Origin of the sequence: Parasedimentitalea psychrophila, assembly GCF_030285785.1 — a bacterium.
GTDB classification, from domain to species: domain Bacteria; phylum Pseudomonadota; class Alphaproteobacteria; order Rhodobacterales; family Rhodobacteraceae; genus Parasedimentitalea; species Parasedimentitalea psychrophila.
Genome location: NZ_CP127247.1, coordinates 25139 through 47328, shown reverse-complemented (window position 1 = coordinate 47328; position 22190 = coordinate 25139). Strand labels below are relative to the sequence as shown.

Sequence of the window (22190 nt, the reverse complement as noted above, 5' to 3'; positions counted from 1 at the left end):
GCAGCAGCCAGATACAAAAACGCCCCGGTTGTTACGACCAGGGCGTTTTTTTTGGCGTGAGTGGCAGATGTTAGTGAGTGAGTGAGTGGGGGTGGCTATTCATGCTGCGGCGACGGTGGAATAGCATCGCCGTTTTTCGCGATAGCGTTGCGATTTTGCGGCCAAGGGCGCTGATCAAATCTCGCATGTATTCCGCGCGTAGTTGATGTGCTCGGGCTTCGATCCGGTGGATATCGGCGGCGGTCAGTTCTGGGAAATCTCTCATGTTCATGGCATTTACTCGTTGGATCATCAATCGTCGTGTCGTTACGACAGTCAGATAAGGGATCCAGAGCTCTAAAACACCGGCTCATTCAACATTGCCGTTATGCTGCGAGTGCAAACGTCACCGGTTAAACCAAAAAGGCCGCACCCCAGGGTGCGGCCTTTTTAACATTCTGGTTTGGCTGGTTCAGCCTGCGCGACGCTGTTCAAAACTGAGAGCGATAAAGCTGGGGAGGTGATCCCCAAGCCCAATGACAGTCTTGCCATTGTCGCGTCCCCCGCGTGAGCGATTGGACGAGCGCGACGAAGACCGGTTGTCGCCGGATTTGCCCCGGTTGTCGCTGGAGGCTGAGTTCGAGCGGCGATCGTTTGTGCTTGCCTGGTGTTCGTTTGTGCTTGCCTGGCGATCGTCTGAGGACGCCTGACGATCGGCAGTCCTGGTCTTGCTCTGAGGCCTGTCCGCCGTTTTGTCAGCCTGTGTGTTAGCTGGCGGGGTGGCGGCCGCATCAACGCTTTCGACTGGCTTGCTCTGCGGCTCGCCCGATTTGGACGAGCGGCGGCTACGACCAGTGTATTTCTTCTCGCCGCCACTGTCCTTGGTCTCTTCTGATTTGGCGGATTTCGGTGCCTCTTCAGATTTGGCGGATTTTAGCGGGTTTTCCAAGCGCGGAATCTCGCGCTGGACCAGGCGTTCGATGTCGGCGAGGTTCTTCTCGTCCTTGGGAACACAGATCATCATGGCGGTGCCATCGCGGCCAGCGCGGCCGGTGCGACCGATACGGTGCACATAGTCTTCGGCGTGGCTGGGCACATCAAAGTTGAACACATGGCTGACGTTGGGCACATCCAGCCCGCGGGCCGCAACATCCGAGGCCACCAGGAAACGCAGCGATCCTTCGCGGAACGCGTCCAGTGTCTTGGTGCGATGGCTTTGCTCTAGGTCGCCGTGAATCGGAGAGGCGTCATAGCCGTATTTCTTCAGCGATTTGGCGACAGTATCCACATCCATCTTGCGATTGCAGAAGATGATCGCATTGGTGCATTTCTCACCTTCGTTGTCGATGATGGTCCGCAGCAGTTTCCGCTTTTCGCTGGCTTCGCGGTCGCGGCGCGAGGCTTTGAACATCACCACGCCCTGAGTGATGGTCTCAGACGTGGTGGCCTGACGGGCCACTTCGATGCGGGCCGGAGCCGACAGGAAGGTATTGGTGATGCGCTCAATCTCGGGGGCCATAGTGGCCGAGAAAAACAGCGTTTGACGGGTCAGGGGATTGGTCATGCCAAAGATACGTTCGATATCAGGGATGAATCCCATGTCGAGCATACGGTCGGCTTCGTCCACCACCATGACTTTGACGTCCGAGAGAATCAGTTTGCCACGCTCAAAATGGTCCAGCAGTCGGCCTGGCGTCGCTATTAGAACGTCGACACCACGGTCGATTGCGGCATCCTGTTCCTTGAACGAAACGCCGCCAATCAGCAGCGCTTTGGTCAGCTTCACATGCTTGGCATAGGTATCAAAGTTCTCGGCAACCTGGGCGGCCAATTCACGTGTCGGGCACAAAACCAGGCTGCGTGGCATCCGGGCGCGAGCGCGGCCACGGGCCAGCAGAGTGATCATAGGCAGGGTAAAAGAGGCAGTTTTGCCTGTACCTGTCTGGGCAATGCCCAAGACATCGCGACCTTCCAATGCAGGGGGAATCGCCTCGGCCTGGATCGGCGTCGGGGTTTCATAACCCGCATCGTCGATGGCTTTGAGAACTTTGGGGTGAAGATTGAGATCAGAAAATTTCGTCATGTGTTTCCGCGTTTCGCGGACACTGACTCGGACCGCACGTGTATTTAGATGGCCGGACCCGGATGGTCAGTGTGCGTTTTGCACAATCGGCTCGCGGCGGGTGATACCAAAATCCGGACCAAGGGTCAAATGAAGTCGGGTTATCTGAAGATCCAAAGCGTTTTTGGGGCTTTTGAGAAACAATTCAGCCAAATTCAGGGAAATGTGCCCGGCGTTTATCCGCCAATTTCAGGTCGCGAATCTTCAGCAGCCCGTGACGATGCAGCTGCGCCCGTCGCTCGGGGCTGTCGGCACAGATCTCGTTGTAAAAGAATCGCAAGCCAGCTTCGCCTTGTTCGGCCTCAAGCCTGCTCAGGACCTGGTGCAGGGTGAGACCGCCTTTTTCACGGCTGCGGTTGGGCTTCAGCTCGGATCGGTACGACCCCTGGTGAAGACGATAGCGGTACTGGGCAATCCAGTCGTCCCAGCTCTTACAATGGAGGTGGCACAGATCCAGCTGCGGCAGGGTAACCTGATCCGGGTTGCTGACGTCGTTGACAAAGACATTGTGGATGCGAAACTTGACCTCTTCGGCGCCAGTGCGGGCAAACACCTTGCCATGTTCGTGGCTGAGGAATCCGCCTTTCAGATAGTCTCCAAACCGCGGGTAGAGGTCTTTGACAATTTCGTTGCGGGCGGGGGTCCTGGGCATGTGCGCCTTGAAGGCGTTGCCGTCGCCAGCGAGCGACTCAATTGGGCGGGCCCGGGCGCAGAACACATCCTGTGGTAAATCGCCGAGACTGCGGTGAAGCGGCTGTTGGCTCCACAGGAATTCGTCGACGTCCATATGGATCAGCCAGTCCAGCTCAGAGGCCTGACGCCGATAGGCACGGGTGGCGTTCAGCGACTGGCGGACTTGGTGTTTGACCGGGCGGGACTTGCGGCGTTGCCGCCAATAGGCGTCATCACACAGAACGACTCGGATTTTTGGATGCGCCTTAAGATAGCGCATCGCCTCGGGGCAGGGCGCATCAAGGTATATAAACAGACGATGCGCACCCAAATCCAGGTGATAGGCGGCAAAGTTTAGGACATCGGCGGCCTCGGCCTTGATGGTGGCGACAAGGCCCCAGCGGGTCATCTGAACAGATCACCTGCCCGGCGATCATGCCGGGCAAGGTGATTTTGCTGGGGGACGTGAGGCGTTGGATTGGAGGCAATACGCCTCAAACCATCATCTCTTTTGTCGCCGTCAGTTTAAGATCCGGATAGTCACGTTCAACCCGGTCGATGTCCCACTTCATCCGGGTCAGATAAACGATGTCGCCGTCATGATCATGGGCGATATGCTGGCTGTTGGCGTTGATAAACTTATCCAGCGCCTGTTTGTCGCCGGCAACCCAGCGAGCAGAGGTGAACTGGCTCTGCTCAAACCGAACTGGCAGCCCGTATTCGATCTCGATCCGGCTGGCCAGCACTTCGAACTGCAGCGGCCCGACAACGCCAACAATAAAACCCGAGCCAATCGACGGCTTGAACACTTTGGCGGCGCCTTCTTCGGCAAACTGCATCAGCGCCTTTTCAAGGTGTTTGGATTTCAACGGATCGCCCGCGCGCACGCTTTGCAGCAGTTCCGGCGCGAAGGAGGGAATGCCGCTGACCCGCAGGGCCTCGCCCTCGGTCAGGGTGTCGCCGATGCGCAGTTGCCCGTGGTTGGGGATGCCGATGATATCGCCGGCCCAGGCCTCTTCGGCCAGTTCACGATCCGAAGCCAGGAACAGCACCGGATTGGATATCGTCATCAGTTTTTTGGTGCGCACATGGGTCAGTTTCATGCCGCGTTTGAAGTGACCCGAGGCCATGCGGACAAAGGCCACCCGGTCGCGGTGCTTGGGGTCCATGTTGGCTTGCACCTTGAACACAAACCCGGTCACCTTCTTTTCCTCGGGCGCGATGTTGCGGGGCTGGGCAACCTGAATCTGCGGTTCCGGGCCAAAATTGGCAATGCCGTCCATCAACTCTTTGACACCAAAGGAGTTGATTGCCGAGCCAAACCAGATCGGCGTCATGGTGCCGTCGAGCAGCGCCTGACGATCCAGAGCGGGCAACAACTCACGCGCCATTTCCAGCTCTTCCAGAAAGGTCTCCAACAGATGCGCCGGTACGTGTTCGGCCAGCTTGGGGTCATCCAGGCCGTTGATTTCAATGCTCTCCGCAACTTTGTTGCGGTCGGCGCGATCCATCAGTTCCAACCGGTCGCGCAGGATGTCGTAGGTGCCAACAAAGTCACGTCCCACCCCAATAGGCCAACTGGCCGGGGTCACGTCGATGGCCAGATTTTCCTGAATTTCATCAATGATGTCAAAGATGTCCCGGCTCTCGCGGTCCATCTTGTTACAGAAGGTCAGAATCGGCAGGTCGCGCAGGCGGCAGACCTCGAACAGCTTCTGGGTCTGGCTTTCCACGCCTTTGGCGCCGTCGATCACCATCACCGCTGCATCCACTGCCGTCAGGGTGCGATAGGTGTCTTCGGAGAAGTCCGAGTGGCCGGGTGTGTCCACAAGATTGAACCGGAAGGTGCCGTAATCAAACGACATTGCCGAGGCGCTGACCGAAATGCCCCGGTCCTTTTCCATCTGCATGAAATCGGAGCGGGTGCGGCGGGCTTCGCCCTTGGCGCGGACCTGACCGGCCATCTGGATGGCGCCACCATAGAGCAGGAATTTTTCCGTCAGAGTCGTCTTGCCGGCATCCGGGTGCGAGATGATCGCAAAGGTGCGGCGGCGGGCGATTTCGCTCGGCAGTTCGGGGCGGTTTGAAGCAGTGTCTGACATGAGCGCGCGTATAGGTAAGAAACCGCGCAGAAGCAAGAAAAACGGCGGCTGCCATTCCTGTGTCTTGCCTGCGCCGGGCCTGCACCGGGTCTGCGGGTGTTGGAACAGGGGCGTTCGGGGGCTATCGCAGCGAGGCGCGTTTCAGGGCGGCGATGGCGTCGGGGCGATCCAGCAGCGCCTTTTGCACCTCAAGCCCGTGGTCGTCGCGGCGGCCATGCGGTGTCAGATGTGAGGATAGCCTTTCCTGCAGCTCAGGGGGCAGCGCGGGTTTGGTGACCGAATCAATCAACAGGGATTCGGCGGCTATGCCCTCGGCGTAGATGATGTGGTGACGATCAAACAGAACCTGGAAATATTCGACATAACCACCATCTTGCACCACCACTGTGTCGCCGTTCACCAAATGGCGCGCCTTGACCAGAAGTTCGGAGACACCGGCGCCGATCTCGTCGCTGCGCTGGTAGACGAATAACCGGTGATCTGGGCTGACCAGCAGGTCGTTTTCATTGTTTAATGCACCGGCCCGAATAAGGATCGGCGCCATATTGCCAGTGGCGCGATGGGTGGACTGGCCAACCCAGCGCACCAGCTGCGGACCGTCATCGCGGGTCAGCACCCGGTCGCCAGTGTTGAGCTGTTCGATGGGCACCTGTGCGCCCGACGCCATGGTGATATGAGTGCCGCGGCTGAATGAAACGCTGGCAATCTGAGCCAGCTTCTTGCGGGCGCCTTCGCGTTCGCCACGCACCAGCACATAGTCGACCTGCGCCAGCATTGGCGCCAAGGGTAACATGAAAATTGCCGTTATCATGCCATCAGCGTCAACCTCGACCAGCACCAGCGCCTCGGTTATATTGCCATCCGGCGACATCAGGCTCAGGACGCAATCCAGATGCAGCGCCGCACTGGGCGTTCCCAACTCAGTCACTTTACCGATTTTCAGCTCTCCGTTTGGCTGCGCCAAAAGGGCCAGACGTTGCGGGTTGGCACCCTGCTGCAGTTGGTAGGTGTCATCCAGCATCAGATCATCCAATACGCTCAGCGTATCGCCCATATTGGCACCGACATGCACGCTGAACTCAGCGGCTGAGTAGGCAAGGACAGATTGGATATTGCCGTATTCTATGAGCACTTGGGAACCTTGGGCTGGAGTGAACCATATAATGGTATGAGCGCGAATTTTGAGCGCGTCCACCTGTGTTGCATGGAAATGTGGCTGTAGCGGGACCGGATAGCGCAGATTTGCAGGCAGCCGGGGTGGTCAATTCTTGGAGCTCGGTGCAAGTATGACGCAAAATGTAAGTGTATCTGAGGGAGAAAGCCATGGATCTGGGAATTTCCGGCAAACGCGCTCTGGTTTGTGCCAGCAGCAAGGGATTGGGGCTGGGCTGCGTCGAAGCCTTGGCGGCAGCCGGGGTCAATCTGGTGATGAACGCCCGTGGGGCACAGGCACTGGAAGAGTCAGCGCAGGCCATTCGGGATGAATTTGGCGTAGACGTGGTCACGGTGGCGGCGGATATCGCCACCACTGAGGGCCAGGCAGCGGTTCTCTCGGCGGCTGAGGGGGTCGATATTCTGGTCAATAACGCCGGTGGCCCGCCTCCGGGGATGTGGACCGACTGGGACCGTGAAGATTTCATTGCAGCGCTGGACGCCAATATGCTGGCGCCGATTGCGCTGATGAAGGCGCTGCTGCCGGGGATGATGGATCGCGGCTGGGGCCGGGTGGTGAACATCACCAGTGTGTCGGTCAAGGCGCCGATTGCGGTGCTGGGGCTGTCGAATTCGGCCCGCGCCGGGTTGACCGGCTATGTGGCGGGCACCGCGCGTCAGGTGGCCGGGCAGGGGGTGACCATCAACAACCTGCAACCGGGTCTGCATGCCACCGATCGGGCCATTGCGCTGGATACAGGGGCGTCTAAGCAGCAGGGCATTACGCTGGAAGAGGCCAAGGCGCAGCGCAGTGCCACCATTCCGGTGGGCCGCTATGGCACCCGGAGTGAGTTTGGCGCCACCTGCGCCTTTCTGTGCTCAACGCATGCCGGGTTTATCGTCGGGCAAAACATCCTGCTGGATGGCGGCGCCACCAATACGGTGATGTAATATGGCCACCGGCTTTTCTTTGAAAGACCAGTTGTTCAATGGTGAAAAAGTCCGCTATCTGGCGGGCCTTTTTGCCCTCTCCGATGCTGCGTTTGACAGCGCAGATTTTGAGGCGCGGGTGATGGCGCGACTGCCAGAGCTGGAGCTGAAGCAGCGGATTTTCTGGATTGCTGAAGTGTTGGGAGAGATGCTGCCCGCTGCACTGCCAGAGCTGGCTGAGCTGCTGCTGCGGGCGCTGCCGGAGCCGTTGGACCCGGATAAGACCGATGATGATTTTGGCGATTTCATCTTTGCCCCTTTGGGTGAGTTGGTGGTGACCAGGGGGCTGGATGCGCATCCTGAGCTGGCGCTGGATGTGCTGGCCGAGCTGACGCAGCGATTTTCGATGGAATTTGCTGTGCGACCGTTACTGAACCGCTGGCCGGAGCTGGTCTTGGCGCGAATGCAGCAATGGGCCTTGCACGACAGCTATCACGTGCGGCGGCTTGCCAGCGAGGGGACGCGCCCGAGGTTGCCCTGGGGGTTGGCGGTGGAGCTGCAGCTGCAGAACCCCTTGCCGTTGCTGGATGTGTTACACGGTGATCCGACCCGGTTCGTCACCCGGTCGGTGGCCAATCATTTGAATGACATCACCAAAAAAGACCCGGAGCTGGTGCTCGACCGGTTGGACATCTGGCGGCATTTGGACAGGCAGGAACGCCGCGAGCTGGACTGGATCACCGCCCATGCGCTGCGGGGCCTGATCAAGGCAGGGCATCCGCGGGCGATGAGGATGCTGGGCTATGACCCGGACGTCGCGGTGGAGGTCCGGGTGGAGTTGCAGGCTGATACAGTGCGGATTGGTGAGGTGCTGGAGTTTACCTGCCATCTGAAGGCCGCACAGGAACTGCCGGTTTTGGTGGATTATCGGCTGCATTTTCTGCGCCCCAGCGGCAGGGTCTCGGTCAAGGTGTTCAAGTTGAAGCAAGCAAGACTGGGGGCAAAGGGGCTGACGCTGAGCAAACGCCATCCTCTGAAAGGCAATGCCAGCACTTTTACTCTGGTGCCGGGCGCGCACCACTTGGAGGTGATGGTCAACGGCCGGGTGCGCGATGAGGTCCGGTTTGAGGTGCTGGCCTAGGCTGCGGACCTGAGATGCTGGTCTGGTAGGGGGCGCTGCCCCCGAAGCCCAGAGGGCTCCTCCCCCGGGATATTTATGGCCAGATGAAACGGGGGGATCTGCGGGGCATTTGTGCCAGCCGTGGCGTCAGCGCATCAGGATCTGGTGATCGGTGCCGGATCTGGCGGCGAAAACCGCTTTGTGGTGGCGGGGAGGCAGCCGCCGCATCTTGCGGCTGAATACTTGCGTCACCGGGGTGGGGTTGCTATCTGCGCCGGGAACTCCGATGGTTTTCCTCGGCAAGCGTCAGTGAGGCTGAACCCCGATCATGAATACCGCTCCTGAGGTCCGCCTGATGCAGACCACCCCACGTCTGGAAATTCGCAACCTGGTGCGCCATTTTGGTGGCCGGGCGGTGGTGGATGATGTGTCTCTAAGCATCCAGGCCGGCCAGGTGACCTGCCTGCTGGGCCCTTCGGGCTGCGGCAAGTCTACAATCCTGCGGATTATCGCCGGGGTTGATATGCAGGACAGAGGCGAGATTTATGTTGATGGCACGCTGATCTGTGACACCCGGTTCCGGGTGCCGCCCGAGCACCGTGAAATTGGATTGATGTTTCAGGATTTTGCATTGTTCCCGCATCTGAGCGTCGGCGACAATGTTGGCTTTGGCCTGAAGGGGAACAAAGACGCCAAGCGGGCTCGTGTCGAGGAACTGCTGGCGCGGGTGGATCTGTTGCGGTTTATCGACGGGTTTCCGCATCAGCTGTCGGGCGGCGAACAACAACGGGTGGCGCTGGCGCGGTCGCTGGCGCCAAAGCCACGGATCATGCTGATGGACGAGCCGTTCTCGGGGTTGGACAACCGGCTGCGCGACGGTATCCGAGATGAGACGCTGAGCCTGCTGAAAGAGGAAGACACGGCGGTTCTGCTGGTCACCCATGAGCCGGAAGAGGCCATGCGCATGGCGGACGAGATTGCGCTGATGCGCGGTGGTAGAATCGTGCAGCAGGGCGCGCCCTATAATGTATATACCCGGCCTGTGGATCACGCAGCGGTGGCATTTTTCAGCGATACCAACGTGTTGCAAGCACATGTTCAGGGGGCTTTGGCGGAAACTCCGTTTGGTGATTTTCTGGCGCCCGGCCTGCCGGATGGCACTGATGTGGACATTGTATTCCGGCCCCAGCACCTGAAGATAGATTTTGACCGCGCCGGATCCGGCCCGTTGCCGACCCCCAGCGACGGGGTGGCCGCCCGCGGCACGGTCCAGCGGGCGCGGTTCCTGGGCCATGAAAGCCTGGTGGAATTTCAGATGGATCACGATGGCTCGGTGTTGAAGGCAACAGTGCCGAATGTATTCCTTCCCGAGGCCGGGCGGGTGATGTGGCTGACGGTGAAACGCAACCGGTGTTTTGTATTTCCACGCTGATGGGCCCGGCTGCGGCTCTGCCATAGCAGGCTGAGGCCAGAGATCATTCCATCTTGCATATTGGGGGCTATTCGAGGCTGTAATCAGCCAGACGTTTGCCCGGCTCATCTACAAACAGCTCGGGCAGCGCGGTGGCCGCCTCGATCAGATCGACGCGGAACACCCGGAAATCATCGCGGGTTTCGCACCAGGCGGTGAGGGTCCAGACCCGGCCCCAGTATTCCATGTTCAAAGGCCGGATGGTGCGGGCGGTCAGCACGCCGTCGATCCGGCGGTAGTCGAGATGCAGCTTCTGGCGAGACTTGATGGCGGCGCGCAGGGTGGGCATGTGGGTGAAACCGCGAGTGGCATCGGCAAAGGGGTAGACCGCGAATTTCCAGGCCTCGGCCTCGGCCACGGTGCTGGTGGGCAGCACCGCATCAATTTTGTCCGCCAGCGACAAAGCCGCCTTTTTCAGATCATCATCGGCGGCCTCGGCGACGATGGCCATGCCTAGGTTCAGGGCTTCCAGTTCTTCGCTGGTCAGGGTGAGAGGCGGCAGGGTGATGGCCTCGCGCACCATATAGCCAACACCGCGTTCGCCCTCGACCGGCACGCCACTGGCGGCCAATGTGTCCATATCGCGGTAGATGGTGCGGACCGACACTTCGAGCCGGTCCGCGATGTCCTGGGCGCGGTGCAATTTGCCATCGCGCAGGATCTGGATGATATCAAAGAGGCGGTCGGTGCGGCGCATGGGTATACCCTTGTCCCGCGCCGACCTGTCACGTCAAGCCGCCATCTTCCACAGAATATTTTCATGGCGCATATTGACGGTGTCAGGTGCGATGGCTGTCATCAGGGCAGCGGCGCACTCGGCTTTCATGAATGCCTCGGCTGCGGATCTGGCCGCCTCCATGCTGTCCCAGATGACATAATCTGTCCATTTGCCATCCTCCCCCTGGCTCAACTGGCGGTGCACAAAGCCGGGCAGGGAGCGCACAAAGGATTCGGTTCCTTTGCTGATTTCAACAAAATCGGCGGGTTCGACGGTGTCAGCCAGGGCAAAGGTCACGATTTCAGCAACTGCATATTTCATTTGTCATCTCCTATTTGTATTGACGCTCTGGACCTAGCAGGGGGCAACTGACATAAACCTGTCAGTTGAGGTTTGTCGCCCGGTGAAAAAGTGCAAAAACACCTAGGAACAGCCTGTCTGTCCGGGGTTGTTGCTTTCGATCAAACTGCGTCGGGCGTAGAACCGCTAGGGAAACGAATAGACGGTGCGGATGGGCGCCGAACTCAAAGGAGACATTCTCATGTTGAACAATATTGGCCTTCCAGGCCTGCTGCTGATCGCCGTTGTGGTTCTGGTGCTGTTTGGACGCGGTAAAATCAGCTCGTTGATGGGCGAAGTCGGCAAAGGCATCACCTCGTTCAAGAAGGGCATCAGCGAAGGCACCAAGGAGTTGGAAGACGAGGTCTCCGAAACCGTCGAAGCCGCCAAAGACGTGACCCCGGAAACCGACTCCAACAAGGTTTAACCCGCTATGTTTGATCTGGGTTGGACCGAAATGCTGGTGGTTGGCGTTGTGGCATTGATCGTGGTGGGTCCCAAGGACCTGCCAGTGATGTTCCGCACCGTCGGACGTGCCGTCGGCAAGGCCAAGGGCATGGCGCGCGAATTCAGCAGCGCCATGAATGATGCCGCCGATCAGTCCGGCATCAAGGATATCTCCAAAGGCCTGAAGGCGGCGACCAATCCTGTTGGTTCGGCGATGGACGGGGTGCGGGATGCGGCGCAAGACATGGCCAAGAGCATGGACTTTACCGGCAAAGGCCCCGGTGGAGGCAAAATCGACCCCGAAAGCGAAACCGGCAAGATGTTCGCTCAACGGGCTGAGGACAGTAAGAAAATCCGCGCCGCCACCGCGCGCGCCGCCGCCGAGCGCAAGGCCCGTGAAGCCGCTGAAGCGCTGGCCAAAGCGGATGAAATCGAAGCGGCGGTGACACTGGATGATGCGGCCCCGACACCGGATGATGAGAGTAAACCATGAGCCAGACTGACGAGATCGAAGACAGCACAGCGCCGCTGATCGAGCATCTGGCCGAATTGCGCAACCGGCTGATCCACATGGTGGTGGCGTTTTTGATCGGTATGATCATCTGCTTTACCGTGGCAACGCCGATTTTCAACTTCCTGACCAATCCTCTGTGTCAGGTGCTGGCGGATCGGGGGCAAGACTGTGACCTGATCTTTATCTCGCCGCAGGAAGGCTTCTTTGTGGCGATCAAAGTGTCGCTGCTGGGCGGGTTGATCCTGTCGTTCCCCTATCTGGCGACGCAGGTTTGGCGGTTTGTGGCGCCGGGCTTGTATAAGAACGAAAAAGGCGCGTTTCTGCCGTTCCTGCTGGCCTCGCCCTTCATGTTCGGGCTGGGCGCCAGCTTTGCCTTTTACGTTGTCACACCGCTGGCCTATGAATTCTTCCTTGGCTTTCAGCAGTTCGGCAGCGAGGGGGAGGCCATCACCGATGGCTCTGCGGCACCGCTAAGCGTGGTGTTCCAGGGTTCGGCGCAGGAATACCTGAACCTGACCATCAAGTTCATCGTGGCCTTTGGCATGTGTTTCCAACTGCCGGTGCTGCTGACTCTGATGGGCAAGGTTGGACTGGTCAGCGCCGAGGGGCTGAGATCGGTGCGTAAATACGCCGTGGTGGCGATTCTGTTGCTGGCCGCGCTGGTGACACCGCCGGATGTGATCACCCAGGTCATCCTGTTTGTGGTGGTCTATGGTCTCTACGAGATTTCGATCATGCTGGTGGCTCGGGTCGAGGTAAAACGCGAAGCCAAGCTGCGGGCCGAAGGCTACTATGACGACGACGAAGATGATCCACTGATGGCCGACTTCGACGACGACGAAGAGGCCGATGACAGCAAGGACAAATAAGTCCGGGGCTTATTGAAATCAAAAGGCGCGCCAGCGATGGCGCGCCTTTTTTGTTGGCAGCTATGCCGGACAAAGCCGAGTTTGGTGCTCAGGTCGTAATTTTTGATAGTTCTGATGTGAACCGGTCAAACCACGCTTGATTGGTTGCATCTGCCAGCTTGGCCACCGGTAGCTCGTCTTTGCCATCCGGTTCAAAGTCCAGGCCAAGACGTTCAAGGATTCGCGCGCGTGTCGCCAGAGGAGCCGAGGATAGCTCATCGTAACTGATACTCAGAGGCGCTATTTCCTCAGTGGCAAACCATGATTTCCACTGGTCATCCATGGTGGTGAATTTCGCGCGCTGCTTGGCTATTGCCTGAGCGTCATAGGCAGGTTCTCTTGGTGCCGAGAGACGCTCCAGTTCCGTTCCGTCCGGCGCTGCGTGCCACAGCCCGGTTTGCGTTGCCTTAACGTAGGATATCGCCTGTTCAAGCTTGTTTCCACGCGTGAGGTGGATGAACAGGGGGTTTCCGAAAACAGATTTAAGCCGTGATTTTCCACCTGCTATCTCAGGATGCAAAATGCTTAGCTGATGCATGAAAAACTCAAAACTGTGCCGCTGCAAACGCAATCCGAATACGTCAGTTCCGCCTTTCCCATGCTCATATGCAGCGGTGAATATGGCCTTCAGGGTCTCTTGCTGCGTGCAGTGTGCGTCGGGCGTCAGCCGGTAATAGCCAAGCCAGGCGGCAAGAGACGGTTCGTGAAAATGTGACTCCGGAACACCCGCCACCCCTGTGTTGCTCAGCAGCTTGCACAAAAGGGTACTTCCGCAGCGAGGGCTTGTGCAAATTATATAGGATTCAAAATGTTTCATAGCGGATCCTTTAGCGAAAGAGATACTCAAATTTCACGGTAGATTACGGAGAATTGCTGCAGATTAGGATGAATTGCTGCCGTTCTACCATAGTGTTTCCGCCGCCGGGATATGTAGCCCATCCTTGCCGAGGCCCCTTGTTGCCCCTGCCCGAACATGCTTTGTCAGTTCAAAGACTTGAGGGAGACCACCATGGACCAGACCGCATTAACCCGCATCGCCGACGCCCTGGAACGGATGTCGCCAGCGCCACTGGCAGCGCCCGATTTTGCGGCGGCCTCGGCTTTTGTCTGGCATGTGGACCCCGAGCGTCTGGAACCGGTGGCGCATATCAGTCGGGTGGATCTGGAGCTGCTGGTGGGCATCAACCGATCCCGCGATACGCTGCTGGATAACACTCGCCGCTTTGCCCAAGGGTTTGCGGCCAATAATGCCCTGTTGTGGGGGGCGCGCGGCATGGGGAAATCCAGCTTAGTCAAAGCCATCCACGCCAGCTTGATAGGGGATTGCCCGGATTTGAAACTGATCGAGCTGCAGCGCGAAGACCTGCCCTCGGTGGCGCGGCTGCTGCACCATCTGAGCACTGCTCAGCAGCGGTTCATCCTGTTTTGTGATGACCTGTCATTCAGTCACGATGATCAGCACTACAAAAGCCTCAAGGCGGTGCTGGACGGCGGCATCGAAGGCTGCCCCGAAAACGTGGTGTTCTATGCCACCTCAAACCGGCGCCACCTGATGCCGCGTGAGATGATCGAAAACGAACGCTCCAGCGCCATCAGCCCCTCCGAGGCGGTGGAGGAGAAGGTCTCTCTGTCAGACCGCTTTGGTCTCTGGCTGGGCTTTCATCCCTGTACCCAGGATGAATATCTGGAAATGATTGCTGGCTATTGTGCGGCCCATGGCATCAAACGCGACGCCGATCACCTGCGCGCCGAGGCCATTGAATGGCAGGCAACGCGCGGCGCCCGGTCGGGGCGGGTGGCCTGGCAGTTCTTTGTCGATCTGGCGGGACGTCAGGGGATCACGCTGCGCTGACATCGCAGCGCCCCATGCTTCTTTTTGCCTAAAGTACTCGCGCCGCAGGCATGGCGCTGTGGCGCCATTTTTGCAGGCCCTATTGCAAATAGGGCAGCGGGTCGACCGAATCAAATCCGTCGCGGACCTCAAAATGGACATAGGCGTCGTCGCCACTGCGCAGGGTTGCAATGGTCTGGCCGCGCTTGACCCGGTCGCCTTTCTTGATCGCGATGTTGTCGACATTGGCGTAGACGGTCAGCAGCTTGTCATCATGGCGGATGACAATGATCGGCACCTTGTTGGAATCAGCGGTAATGGCGGCGACGGTGCCGCTGCGGGCGGCCTGGACCGGCGCGCCGGCGTTTGCAGCGATGTCGATACCGTCATTCTTGCCCTTGGAATAGGTGCGGATGATCTTGCCCTGCACCGGATAGCTCATGGCCGCCTGGCTGCTGCGGCTCGGTTGCGGCACCTCGATATCAGGCAGCGCCTGCGCTTCGGCAGCGGCGGCCACGGTTTCCTGTGGCAAAGGTCTGGTCGAGCTGGGCGGAGTCGGGGTGGTGGTGCCCTGTCCGGGCACCGTCACCGCCGAGGCAGCGACAGGAGAGGCCAGGGCAGGCGCCGACTTGTCCTTGAGCGGGATCAGCAGATACTGGCCTTCCCGGATGGCAAAGTCACTGCCCAGGCCATTCCATTCGGCCAGCGCCTTGACCGGCACCTGGTACAATCGGGACACCGTATAGGCGGTTTCGCCGCGTGCCACCCGGTGGCGGACCGGTTCGGGGCCATCCTGCACCTCGGGTTTTTCAATCCTGGAGGGGGCAGGCTGCAATTGGGTTGTGGTCACCGATCCGGGATTGGGCGAGGTGGTGGCGGCTCCCTCAATGGCTGATCCTGCCAGTTGCTCAATATCGACTGAGCCCGGATTGGCGGCGCTGCCCGAGATCACCTGCTCCGGAGCCCGGCGTGGCAGGGCAAGAACTTCACCGGGTCGCAGGCGGTCTCCGGCTTGCACACCATTGAAACGGGCAACTTCGTCCACCGGCATTCCGATACGGGTGGCAATATCCGCAACGGTATCGCCGCGCCGGGCGACGGCGACCTGATAGTTGGGATAGGTGATCAAACCGCGATCATCTGCCTGCGGGCGGCCTGTGGTGGCGTTCTGGGCGGCGTTGGAGGTGCTGAAGGCACCGATCTGGCCCCGCAGGTCGTAATCCAGCGGTCCCTCACAGGCTGCGATCAGCCCAAGCATCGACAACAGAGCGGTGCTGCGGGTTACCCTGCGGATCGGGCTGCGGGCCAGGCGGCGGATCGGGTGGCGGGTTCGTGCGGAGGTCACCGGCATTCTGCTCTCCTCGGAATGCGATCCCCCTTTTGACCAGGAGGTATTCATTCATTCAATCATATGTTCGCCAGTTTGGCGGTTGATGAGGCCCCGATTGAGCCTCGATCTGGAGTACCTATGTCTCTTTGCCCAGACCCTCAAGCAGCGGAACAAAGCGCACAGGGCGTAATTCATCATAGTCCAGCCCGTTTTCAGTCTTGAGAACCCGGATCAGGGTCTGAACCGTATCGGATTGACCGACGGGGACCACCATTATGCCGCCAACCTTGAGCTGAGCCAGCAGCGGCCCCGGCGGGTCTTCAGCGGCGGCGGTGACCAGAATACGGTCGAACGGCGCCTGATCCGGCAACCCATGGCTGCCATCGCCGACCAGTGAGGTGATATTGCTGAGCTGCAGGCTTTCAAAGATCTGCCGCGCCTCGCGTACCAAACGGGCGTGCCGGTCGATGGTATAGACCCGGCGCGCCAGCTTGGACAGGATTGCGGCCTGATACCCCGAGCCGGTGCCAACCTCGAGCACGGTATCGCGCGGCGAGACCTGCAGGGCCTGGGTCATCAATCCCACCACCGAGGGCTGCGAGATGGTTTGGCCACAGGCAATTGGCAGCGGCATGTCCTCATAGGCCCGCTTGGCAAACAGCCCGCGAATGAAGGCGCCGCGATCGACCTCTTCCATCGCATTGAGCACCCGCGCCTCGGTCACCCCCTTGGAGCGCAGGGCAAACAGGAACTGCATCTTGGTTTCTGGATCGGGGCTGCTCATTGGATGACTTTCAGGGCCTCCAATGCGTCATGGGCGGTCAGATCGGCACGCATGGGTGTGACCGAGATGTAACCGTCCAGATTGACCGCAGCATCGGTGCCCGGCGCGGTGGGAATATGCTGGTCACCGCCCTTGATCCACAGATAGGGCCGCCCGGTTGGCGACAATTGTGGCTCAGCGGTGAATGAGGTGCCGGGGCGGAGCCCCTGTGCGGCGACCCGGGTGCCTTTGACCTCCGCCGCTGAAACGGGCGGGAAGTTGATATTGTAGAACAGACCGTATTCCTGATTTGACTGAACACCGGCTTCGATAATGCGGGAGATCAGCGCCGCACCATGGACAGCGGCGGCTTCAAATGGGTTGGCGGTGTCATAGTTCCTGGGGCCAAAATACTGCGACAGACCAATCGCCGGGACCCCCTGCAAGGCGGCCTCCATGGCGCCCCCCAAAGTGCCGGAATACAGTGCGTTTTCAGCCGAGTTGTTGCCCCGGTTGACGCCAGACAAGACCAGATCGGGGGGCGAATCCTTCATCACCACATGCAGGCCGGCCAGCACACAATCCGCCGGAGATCCTTCGGCGGCAAAGCGACGTTCACCCAGTTTGGTCATCATGGTTGGGTGGGTGTAACTGATACAATGGCCAACGCCGGATTGCTCGAACGCTGGTGCCACGGTCCAGACTTCGCCCTGCGGACCAGCAAGGGCCTTTGCAATGCTGTCCAGCACCACCAGCCCCGGAGCGCTGATGCCGTCGTCATTGGTGATGAGAATACGCATGTCTCGCCCTTTGGTGGTGGTTTCTATCTGCATAGGCGGTGGCAGCAAACGGGGCAAGTCCCCGCTGCCGTTGAGCGCCATCCAGCGTCCACTGTAGGCGAAGGTGTCACAGAATTGCCCGCTATCGTGCCAGTGTAGGGTGCGTGCTTGCACGCACCGGTGATCCGGTGCGCATTGGTTTTGCTCGCGGGTGGGCTGGTGCCCGGATCAGGACAGTTGCAGCTCTGCCAGCAGGCGTTTGGCTTCCGTGGCGGGGGTGGCCAGAGTACTGCGATCCTCGCCTGGGAAAAAGCGCGAGCGCAGGGCGGTTGGCATTGGCTGCGGCGTCAGGATGGAGACTTTGGGACCGGTCTTTTCGGTCTCGGCCTGCCAGCAACGTGCCAAGGCCATTTGCGCCGCCTTGGTGGCGCCATAGGTGCCAAAGAACTTTTGCCCGGCGCGGGGGTCGTCAAAGAAGACGGCCTGGCCGGTTTGCCCCAGCAGTGGTGTCACATAGGAAATCAGCAGGGCTGCGGCACTGGCATTGACGGCAAGGGATTTGTCCCAATCCTTGCCCGCGACAAAATTCGCCGGGCTTAGGGGCACCGGGTGAATGGCACAATGCAGCCAGAGATCCAGCTGACCCCAGCGGTCATGAATGCCACGACACAAGGTCGCCATGGCGCCTGCGTCGGTGATATCCATCGGCGCCAGGGTGGCACTGCCGCCCGCCGCCTGGATGCGATCATCCAAGTCTTCCAGGCCGCCAGTGGTTCGGGCCACTGCGAGGATGTGATGGGTCGGCGCCAGCGCTTCGGCCAGAGCAGCACCCAGACCGCGCGAGGCGCCGGTGATAAGAGCAAGTTTCTGTGTCATGGCAGTCTTTTGGTCCGAGCGTCGCAGCGGGTCAAGGGGGCATGCTGCGATGGATTACCCGCCGGGCATGGCAATACGGTGAGTGGCACCGTTTTTCTCAAGCAAAACACCCTTTGTGTCGATCCCGACGACGAGTCCCGCTGGCAGGCGGGCTCCGCGGGTTACCCGACGGATGCGACCACTGGGCAGGCGCATCAGGGCGGTCAGGTTTTCGGCAGGTCCAAAAACGCCCATCAAAGCCATAGATCTTTGGTCGAGCGCCTTAGTCTGGGTGGCCAGATCGGCCACAGTGGCATTGGTCATTTTGATATCCTCAAGGCCAGGGGGCTGCGGCCAGATGTGTCTATCGCCCCTGGCGCTTAGCAGCCGAAGGTCTGGGGGAACAGGGTGAGGGAAAATGCGGTGGGCGGAATGTTGCGGAGCAGCGCTAGAATCGGCAATTCCCTGCGCAACCCCATGCAAATAAGGGGCAGGTGGTCCGCTCACCCTTGAATGTCAGCTGTGACTGCGGTCAGGAATCATAGACCAGCGAGGCCAGATCATGACCGTAGCTGTAAAGCAGGTCGAACAGCTCTTCGAGATCGGCACCGTTTTTCTGCAACGGGTAGAGCGGGTGATTGGTTTCGGAGATTTTCAGCTCGGGATACTGCCCCGGCGACCGCATGTTCAACATGCCTGCCACCGGTTCGCCCAGGCCGGGGGGAATGGCGTTGGAGAGCCAGGCCGGGCGTTTGCCCAGACCTTCGGTCTCCGGCATGTCAAACAAATCCAAGTAATCAATGAAATCCTCGGCGCTGACGCTGGCCCAGGTGCCCAGAACAAATTCCTCGTCGTCGGCACCAATCAACGGTATCGCCAGCACGCAGCGTAGAAAGTGCAAATCGCCGATGCGACAGAAATCATCGGTGAGAACATCACCTGTTTCGCCGGAAATGGCTGAATTATCCTGTTGCGGCGTATCCTCGGGGCACAGATCCGGGCGATCGCAGGCCAGGCTGAGAAGCTGCGCAAAGGTCGCACCACAGCAGCGGCACTGGCGTGACGAGGTCAACATACGGGCAAGATGCGCGTCCAAGAGGCAGGCCTTTCTGCGGGCAAAGGAAAAAGCGCCGACCTACTGGTCAGCGCCTCCAAATAGGGTTGATTCGAGCTCATACTCTGCTCAGGGCAGGATTTCAAACATTCGCTATACCGCGGCTTTTCAGCGGCAGGAAATGGCCTGCCGCCTTATGGGTTTTTCGATGGTTGGGGTCAGTCTAGGGCTGCAAGCTTCGACCCATTCCAGGAACCGCCGGCTGTGGGCATATCCTTGATCTTGTCACTGACCCGACCACTGCTCTCGAGAGAGGCGAGATATTCCTCGCTGACGCTACCGGTCAGATAGTCTCCATCAAAACAAGAACAATCAAACTGTTCGATGTCCTTGTTGCCCTCTTTTGCCGCCCAGATCAGATCTTCAAGCTTTTGATAAATGAGCGCATCGGCGCCCAGTTCAACCCGGATTTCTTCTAGGGTCCGGCGGTTGGCGACCAATTCATGTTTGGTGGGCATGTCGATGCCATAGACATTGGGGAATTTCACCGGCGGCGATGCGCTGGCCACATAGACTTTGTTTGCGCCGGCCGCGCGGCACATCTCGACGATCTTTTTCATGGTATTGCCGCGCACGATCGAATCATCAATCAGCATGATGTTCAAACCCTTCATCTCCAGCGGAATGGCATTCAGCTTGCGGCGTACGGATTTCTGGCGTTCTGCCTGACCGGGCATGATGAAGGTGCGGCCCACATAGCGGTTCTTTACCAGCCCTTCACGGTAGCGGATGCCGGTTGCATTGGCCACTTCCAGCGCCACCGGGCGGGCGGAATCGGGCACCGGGATGATGCTGTCGATCTGCAGCCCAGAGTCCTGAATTTGCTTGGCGAGTGTCTGCCCCATCCGAAGCTGGGTCTTGTAGACCGAAATCCCGTCCAGCATGGAATCGGGGCGGGCCAGATAGACATATTCAAAAATGCAGGGGGAGAGCTTGCCCTCGATCGCTTGAAAACTGTGCATATTGCCATCGAGATCAACCAGCACCGCTTCGCCGGGATTTACATCGCGCAGCTTTTCAAAGCCGTTGATACCAAAGGCCACATCTTCGGAGGCAAAGGCATAGTCATGTCCACCGTTTTCGTTTTTGCGCTGTGCGATGGACAGTGGGCGGATGCCATATGGGTCGCGAAAGGCCATCATGCCGACCCCGGCGATCAGGGTGATGACCGAATAGGCGCCCTGAACACGTTCCATGGTCATTTTGACGCCGGCAAACAGGTTGCGCTTGGGATCGCTGGTGCCGTTTACCTTGATGCTGTCCGAGATTTTGTCGGCCAGCACGTTCAGCAGGATTTCCGAATCCGAGGTGGTGCGCAGGTGGCGGCTGTATTTGCGGGTGATTTTTTCGCGTTGTTCGGCGGTGTTGGTGATGTTGCCGTTGTGAACCAAGTAGATGCCATAGGGCGCGTTCACAAAGAACGGCTGCGCTTCGGCTGCGCTCAGCGATCCTGCGGTTGGATAGCGCACATGGCCGATACCAATTTTACCGGTCAGGTTCTTTGCGACCTGCGCGTTGAACACATCCTTGACCAGGCCATTGGCCTTGTGTTCCCGGAAGTTGTCACCGGTATAGGTGACAATGCCAGACGCGTCCTGGCCCCGATGCTGTAGCATTAGCAAACCGTCATAGATCTCTGCAAAGACATCTTCAGTCTGGTTTGCGATCCCCAAAATCCCACACATTCAGTGGCTCCACTTTCACATTGAGTTTTGCGTCAGCTGGGCAGGCCCAGCCGTGTCTACACTTATGGCCGTGGCCATAATGGTCCCTTCGAAGTCTCGTTGCCCTGTTCCTGGCCTTGTTCCTGGCCTTGTTCCTGGCCGGGCGTGCCCAACACCTGTGTTGCCCCGGCGCGCGAAAAAGGCAGCGCAAGAATTGCGCAACGGATCTTTTTCAAGGGTGGGAACAGCTGTCATCTTCGGTATCGGCAAGGCGGGTGGCTTCGAATCCGTTTGGGACGTTGGCCTCGACATAGAGCGTTAGGCCGCAGTTGTCACCAAAGGATCACATTAAATGGAAGTCAGATTTTGCGCAGCGATGCAGGGCGGCAGAGATCCAAAAAAGAAGGCCCGCACAAGGCGCGCCTGACAGTCACGGAGCAAGCGGTCCTCAGGCGGCCAGCGGCGCCAGAATGTCGTCAAGGAGGCTGGGTGTGGCGGTGGCCACTGGGGCCATGCCGGTCAGCGCCAATGCGCGGCCATCTTCGCTGGCGAGGATCTGACGGGTCTCAGTCAGTGACAGTTTGCGAAACGCCGAGTCGAGACTATCGCCTGCGACCTGCAACAGCATACCGCTTTCGGCCCAGATCAGTTCTTCTTCCTGAAATTTGAGGTGGATGCGGGCCATACGCTCGGGCATCGCCGGGCTGATCCCTTTGTAGCCAGCCAGCGAAATCAGGCGGGTCATCACCAGCGAGACATCAAACAGGCGCTCGGCGGTGTCCAGTTCCAGCGCGACCATCTGATCCGAGGGTAGCATCAGGGCAACATCGTTGCCAAGCGCCCCGGCAGGGACATGCACAAGGGTGGTCAGACGTGGAACGCTGTGGCTGATTGATTTCACGTCCTGGCAGCCTCCATCAAGAGTATAGATCTTGTCGCCGACCTTTACGTCTCGCACCTGAATAAAGCCGCGATCACTTTCAACCAGGGTGTCGGGCAGGAAACCTCCGGCCTGGGGACGGGACCGGCGGGCAGGGCGGGACGAAGGCTTGGCTACCGGGGTAGTCATCAGCAGGTTCACCGACTGGAAGTCCGTGAAAGAGTTGAAGTGATCCAGCAGCATGATGTCGTTCCTTCTGGTCGAGAGTACCTGACGTTCTGTCTGTGGCTACATGGCCAGTGAATTTGGCCCTAAATGAGGCGCAGATGGGGCCGATTGCTGTTTTGGTTTCTTTTTCATGGATAAAGAGGCTTTTTTGCCGTGGATTGTTAACGAATTGATCCGCTGAGGTGGAATTTGTTAACCTTTGACCCGTGTGGGCCGAGCCGCCGAAATTTGAGGAATCCATTGATTCTTCTTCATTAATAAAAGGTTAACGC

At 59.1% G+C, this 22190-nt stretch carries 23 protein-coding genes; 7 read left to right on the top strand and 16 right to left on the bottom strand.

The window, feature by feature from the left end; all coding sequences use genetic code 11:
- Positions 1–70: 70 nt before the first annotated feature.
- From QPJ95_RS24105 to QPJ95_RS00235, 5 genes are all read right to left on the bottom strand, one after another.
- Positions 71–187 carry a hypothetical protein gene (locus QPJ95_RS24105; protein ID WP_390923868.1) on the bottom strand — a complete coding sequence of 39 codons (117 nt, stop codon included), beginning with the start codon at positions 185–187 and terminating at the stop codon, positions 71–73.
- A 264-nt stretch (positions 188–451) separates the two neighbouring features.
- Positions 452–2062, bottom strand: a complete 1611-nt coding sequence (locus QPJ95_RS00250) for a DEAD/DEAH box helicase (RefSeq protein ID WP_270918604.1) — start codon at positions 2060–2062, stop codon at positions 452–454.
- A gap of 184 nt (positions 2063–2246) precedes the next feature.
- Positions 2247–3182 (bottom strand): glycosyltransferase family 2 protein, encoded by a 936-nt coding sequence (locus tag QPJ95_RS00245; RefSeq protein WP_270918603.1) that lies wholly within the window; start codon positions 3180–3182, stop codon positions 2247–2249.
- An 85-nt stretch (positions 3183–3267) separates the two neighbouring features.
- Positions 3268–4875 carry a peptide chain release factor 3 gene (locus QPJ95_RS00240; protein ID WP_270918602.1) on the bottom strand — a complete coding sequence of 536 codons (1608 nt, stop codon included), beginning with the start codon at positions 4873–4875 and terminating at the stop codon, positions 3268–3270.
- A gap of 121 nt (positions 4876–4996) precedes the next feature.
- Complete coding sequence (locus tag QPJ95_RS00235; protein WP_270918601.1) at positions 4997–6007, bottom strand: Hint domain-containing protein; 1011 nt, start codon at positions 6005–6007, stop codon at positions 4997–4999.
- Between the two features lie 191 nt (positions 6008–6198).
- On the opposite strand from QPJ95_RS00235, the gene QPJ95_RS00230 reads away from it, so the two are divergent.
- The 3 genes from QPJ95_RS00230 to QPJ95_RS00220 all read left to right on the top strand — a co-directional run bounded on the left by QPJ95_RS00230 (position 6199) and on the right by QPJ95_RS00220 (position 9509).
- Complete coding sequence (locus tag QPJ95_RS00230) at positions 6199–6978, top strand: SDR family oxidoreductase (protein WP_270918600.1); 780 nt, start codon at positions 6199–6201, stop codon at positions 6976–6978.
- A gap of 1 nt (position 6979) precedes the next feature.
- On the top strand, positions 6980–8098 hold the full coding sequence (locus QPJ95_RS00225) for a hypothetical protein (protein ID WP_270918599.1): 1119 nt from the start codon (positions 6980–6982) through the stop codon (positions 8096–8098).
- 307 nt (positions 8099–8405) lie between these two features.
- Positions 8406–9509, top strand: a complete 1104-nt coding sequence (locus QPJ95_RS00220) for an ABC transporter ATP-binding protein (RefSeq protein ID WP_270918598.1) — start codon at positions 8406–8408, stop codon at positions 9507–9509.
- A gap of 67 nt (positions 9510–9576) precedes the next feature.
- Here the strand turns inward: QPJ95_RS00220 and QPJ95_RS00215 are convergent, their stop codons facing one another.
- A complete protein-coding gene (locus QPJ95_RS00215; protein ID WP_270918597.1) occupies positions 9577–10245 on the bottom strand; it encodes a helix-turn-helix transcriptional regulator in 669 nt (222 codons plus the stop codon).
- A 33-nt stretch (positions 10246–10278) separates the two neighbouring features.
- On the bottom strand, positions 10279–10587 hold the full coding sequence (locus tag QPJ95_RS00210; protein WP_270918596.1) for a hypothetical protein: 309 nt from the start codon (positions 10585–10587) through the stop codon (positions 10279–10281).
- Positions 10588–10807: 220 nt separating this feature from the next.
- Here QPJ95_RS00210 and QPJ95_RS00205 point away from each other — a divergent pair, with 220 nt between their 5' ends.
- From QPJ95_RS00205 to tatC, 3 genes are read left to right on the top strand one after another with little or no spacing between them, the layout of a single operon-like run.
- A complete protein-coding gene (locus QPJ95_RS00205; protein WP_270918595.1) occupies positions 10808–11032 on the top strand; it encodes a twin-arginine translocase TatA/TatE family subunit in 225 nt (74 codons plus the stop codon).
- A 6-nt stretch (positions 11033–11038) separates the two neighbouring features.
- Positions 11039–11545: a Sec-independent protein translocase protein TatB gene (gene tatB / locus QPJ95_RS00200; protein WP_270918594.1), complete on the top strand. Its 507-nt coding sequence runs from the start codon at positions 11039–11041 to the stop codon at positions 11543–11545.
- Positions 11542–12435 carry a twin-arginine translocase subunit TatC gene (gene tatC, locus QPJ95_RS00195; protein ID WP_270918593.1) on the top strand — a complete coding sequence of 298 codons (894 nt, stop codon included), beginning with the start codon at positions 11542–11544 and terminating at the stop codon, positions 12433–12435. The genes tatB and tatC overlap by 4 nt, the downstream gene beginning before the upstream one ends.
- Positions 12436–12523: 88 nt before the next feature.
- Here tatC and QPJ95_RS00190 read toward each other — a convergent pair whose 3' ends face one another.
- Positions 12524–13291: a Stf0 family sulfotransferase gene (locus QPJ95_RS00190; RefSeq protein ID WP_270918592.1), complete on the bottom strand. Its 768-nt coding sequence runs from the start codon at positions 13289–13291 to the stop codon at positions 12524–12526.
- 192 nt (positions 13292–13483) lie between these two features.
- Here QPJ95_RS00190 and QPJ95_RS00185 point away from each other — a divergent pair, with 192 nt between their 5' ends.
- Positions 13484–14326 carry an ATP-binding protein gene (locus QPJ95_RS00185; RefSeq protein WP_270918591.1) on the top strand — a complete coding sequence of 281 codons (843 nt, stop codon included), beginning with the start codon at positions 13484–13486 and terminating at the stop codon, positions 14324–14326.
- A gap of 79 nt (positions 14327–14405) precedes the next feature.
- On the opposite strand, the gene QPJ95_RS00180 is transcribed toward QPJ95_RS00185, so the two are convergent.
- The 8 genes from QPJ95_RS00180 to QPJ95_RS00145 form a co-directional block, all read right to left on the bottom strand.
- On the bottom strand, positions 14406–15656 hold the full coding sequence (locus QPJ95_RS00180) for a peptidoglycan DD-metalloendopeptidase family protein (protein ID WP_390922882.1): 1251 nt from the start codon (positions 15654–15656) through the stop codon (positions 14406–14408).
- 115 nt (positions 15657–15771) lie between these two features.
- Complete coding sequence (locus QPJ95_RS00175; protein WP_270918590.1) at positions 15772–16419, bottom strand: protein-L-isoaspartate(D-aspartate) O-methyltransferase; 648 nt, start codon at positions 16417–16419, stop codon at positions 15772–15774.
- Positions 16416–17198: a 5'/3'-nucleotidase SurE gene (gene surE, locus QPJ95_RS00170; protein ID WP_270918589.1), complete on the bottom strand. Its 783-nt coding sequence runs from the start codon at positions 17196–17198 to the stop codon at positions 16416–16418. Before surE ends, QPJ95_RS00175 begins: the two co-directional genes overlap by 4 nt.
- 207 nt (positions 17199–17405) lie before the next feature.
- Positions 17406–18053: an SDR family NAD(P)-dependent oxidoreductase gene (locus tag QPJ95_RS00165; RefSeq protein ID WP_270918588.1), complete on the bottom strand. Its 648-nt coding sequence runs from the start codon at positions 18051–18053 to the stop codon at positions 17406–17408.
- Between the two features lie 54 nt (positions 18054–18107).
- A complete protein-coding gene (locus QPJ95_RS00160) occupies positions 18108–18356 on the bottom strand; it encodes a hypothetical protein (protein WP_270918587.1) in 249 nt (82 codons plus the stop codon).
- Positions 18357–18564: 208 nt separating this feature from the next.
- Positions 18565–19107, bottom strand: coding sequence for a DUF2199 domain-containing protein (locus QPJ95_RS00155; RefSeq protein WP_270918740.1), 543 nt, complete (start codon positions 19105–19107; stop codon positions 18565–18567).
- A gap of 197 nt (positions 19108–19304) precedes the next feature.
- Entirely contained in the window at positions 19305–20831 is a 1527-nt protein-coding gene (gene purF, locus QPJ95_RS00150) for an amidophosphoribosyltransferase (RefSeq protein WP_270918586.1), read from the bottom strand.
- 427 nt (positions 20832–21258) lie between these two features.
- Positions 21259–21933 carry a Hint domain-containing protein gene (locus tag QPJ95_RS00145; protein WP_270918585.1) on the bottom strand — a complete coding sequence of 225 codons (675 nt, stop codon included), beginning with the start codon at positions 21931–21933 and terminating at the stop codon, positions 21259–21261.
- Positions 21934–22190 lie beyond the last annotated feature (257 nt).

Bases quoted from the DNA above. Each gene is read 5' to 3' on its own strand.
- surE (WP_270918589.1), bottom strand. From the start codon at position 17,198: ATGCGTATTCTCATCACCAATGACGACGGCATCAGCGCTCCGGGGCTG.
- QPJ95_RS00250 (WP_270918604.1), bottom strand. From the start codon at position 2,062: ATGACGAAATTTTCTGATCTCAATCTTCACCCCAAAGTTCTCAAAGCC.
- QPJ95_RS00210 (WP_270918596.1), bottom strand. From the start codon at position 10,587: ATGAAATATGCAGTTGCTGAAATCGTGACCTTTGCCCTGGCTGACACC.
- QPJ95_RS00165 (WP_270918588.1), bottom strand. From the start codon at position 18,053: ATGACACAGAAACTTGCTCTTATCACCGGCGCCTCGCGCGGTCTGGGT.
- QPJ95_RS00225 (WP_270918599.1), top strand. From the start codon at position 6,980: ATGGCCACCGGCTTTTCTTTGAAAGACCAGTTGTTCAATGGTGAAAAA.
- QPJ95_RS24105 (WP_390923868.1), bottom strand. From the start codon at position 187: ATGCGAGATTTGATCAGCGCCCTTGGCCGCAAAATCGCAACGCTATCG.
- QPJ95_RS00145 (WP_270918585.1), bottom strand. From the start codon at position 21,933: ATGCTGCTGGATCACTTCAACTCTTTCACGGACTTCCAGTCGGTGAAC.
- QPJ95_RS00245 (WP_270918603.1), bottom strand. From the start codon at position 3,182: ATGACCCGCTGGGGCCTTGTCGCCACCATCAAGGCCGAGGCCGCCGAT.
- QPJ95_RS00205 (WP_270918595.1), top strand. From the start codon at position 10,808: ATGTTGAACAATATTGGCCTTCCAGGCCTGCTGCTGATCGCCGTTGTG.
- QPJ95_RS00155 (WP_270918740.1), bottom strand. From the start codon at position 19,107: ATGTTGACCTCGTCACGCCAGTGCCGCTGCTGTGGTGCGACCTTTGCG.
- tatC (WP_270918593.1), top strand. From the start codon at position 11,542: ATGAGCCAGACTGACGAGATCGAAGACAGCACAGCGCCGCTGATCGAG.
- QPJ95_RS00160 (WP_270918587.1), bottom strand. From the start codon at position 18,356: ATGACCAATGCCACTGTGGCCGATCTGGCCACCCAGACTAAGGCGCTC.
- QPJ95_RS00230 (WP_270918600.1), top strand. From the start codon at position 6,199: ATGGATCTGGGAATTTCCGGCAAACGCGCTCTGGTTTGTGCCAGCAGC.
- QPJ95_RS00190 (WP_270918592.1), bottom strand. From the start codon at position 13,291: ATGAAACATTTTGAATCCTATATAATTTGCACAAGCCCTCGCTGCGGA.
- QPJ95_RS00175 (WP_270918590.1), bottom strand. From the start codon at position 16,419: ATGAGCAGCCCCGATCCAGAAACCAAGATGCAGTTCCTGTTTGCCCTG.
- QPJ95_RS00215 (WP_270918597.1), bottom strand. From the start codon at position 10,245: ATGCGCCGCACCGACCGCCTCTTTGATATCATCCAGATCCTGCGCGAT.
- QPJ95_RS00180 (WP_390922882.1), bottom strand. From the start codon at position 15,656: ATGCCGGTGACCTCCGCACGAACCCGCCACCCGATCCGCCGCCTGGCC.
- QPJ95_RS00240 (WP_270918602.1), bottom strand. From the start codon at position 4,875: ATGTCAGACACTGCTTCAAACCGCCCCGAACTGCCGAGCGAAATCGCC.
- tatB (WP_270918594.1), top strand. From the start codon at position 11,039: ATGTTTGATCTGGGTTGGACCGAAATGCTGGTGGTTGGCGTTGTGGCA.
- QPJ95_RS00185 (WP_270918591.1), top strand. From the start codon at position 13,484: ATGGACCAGACCGCATTAACCCGCATCGCCGACGCCCTGGAACGGATG.
- purF (WP_270918586.1), bottom strand. From the start codon at position 20,831: ATGTGTGGGATTTTGGGGATCGCAAACCAGACTGAAGATGTCTTTGCA.
- QPJ95_RS00220 (WP_270918598.1), top strand. From the start codon at position 8,406: ATGAATACCGCTCCTGAGGTCCGCCTGATGCAGACCACCCCACGTCTG.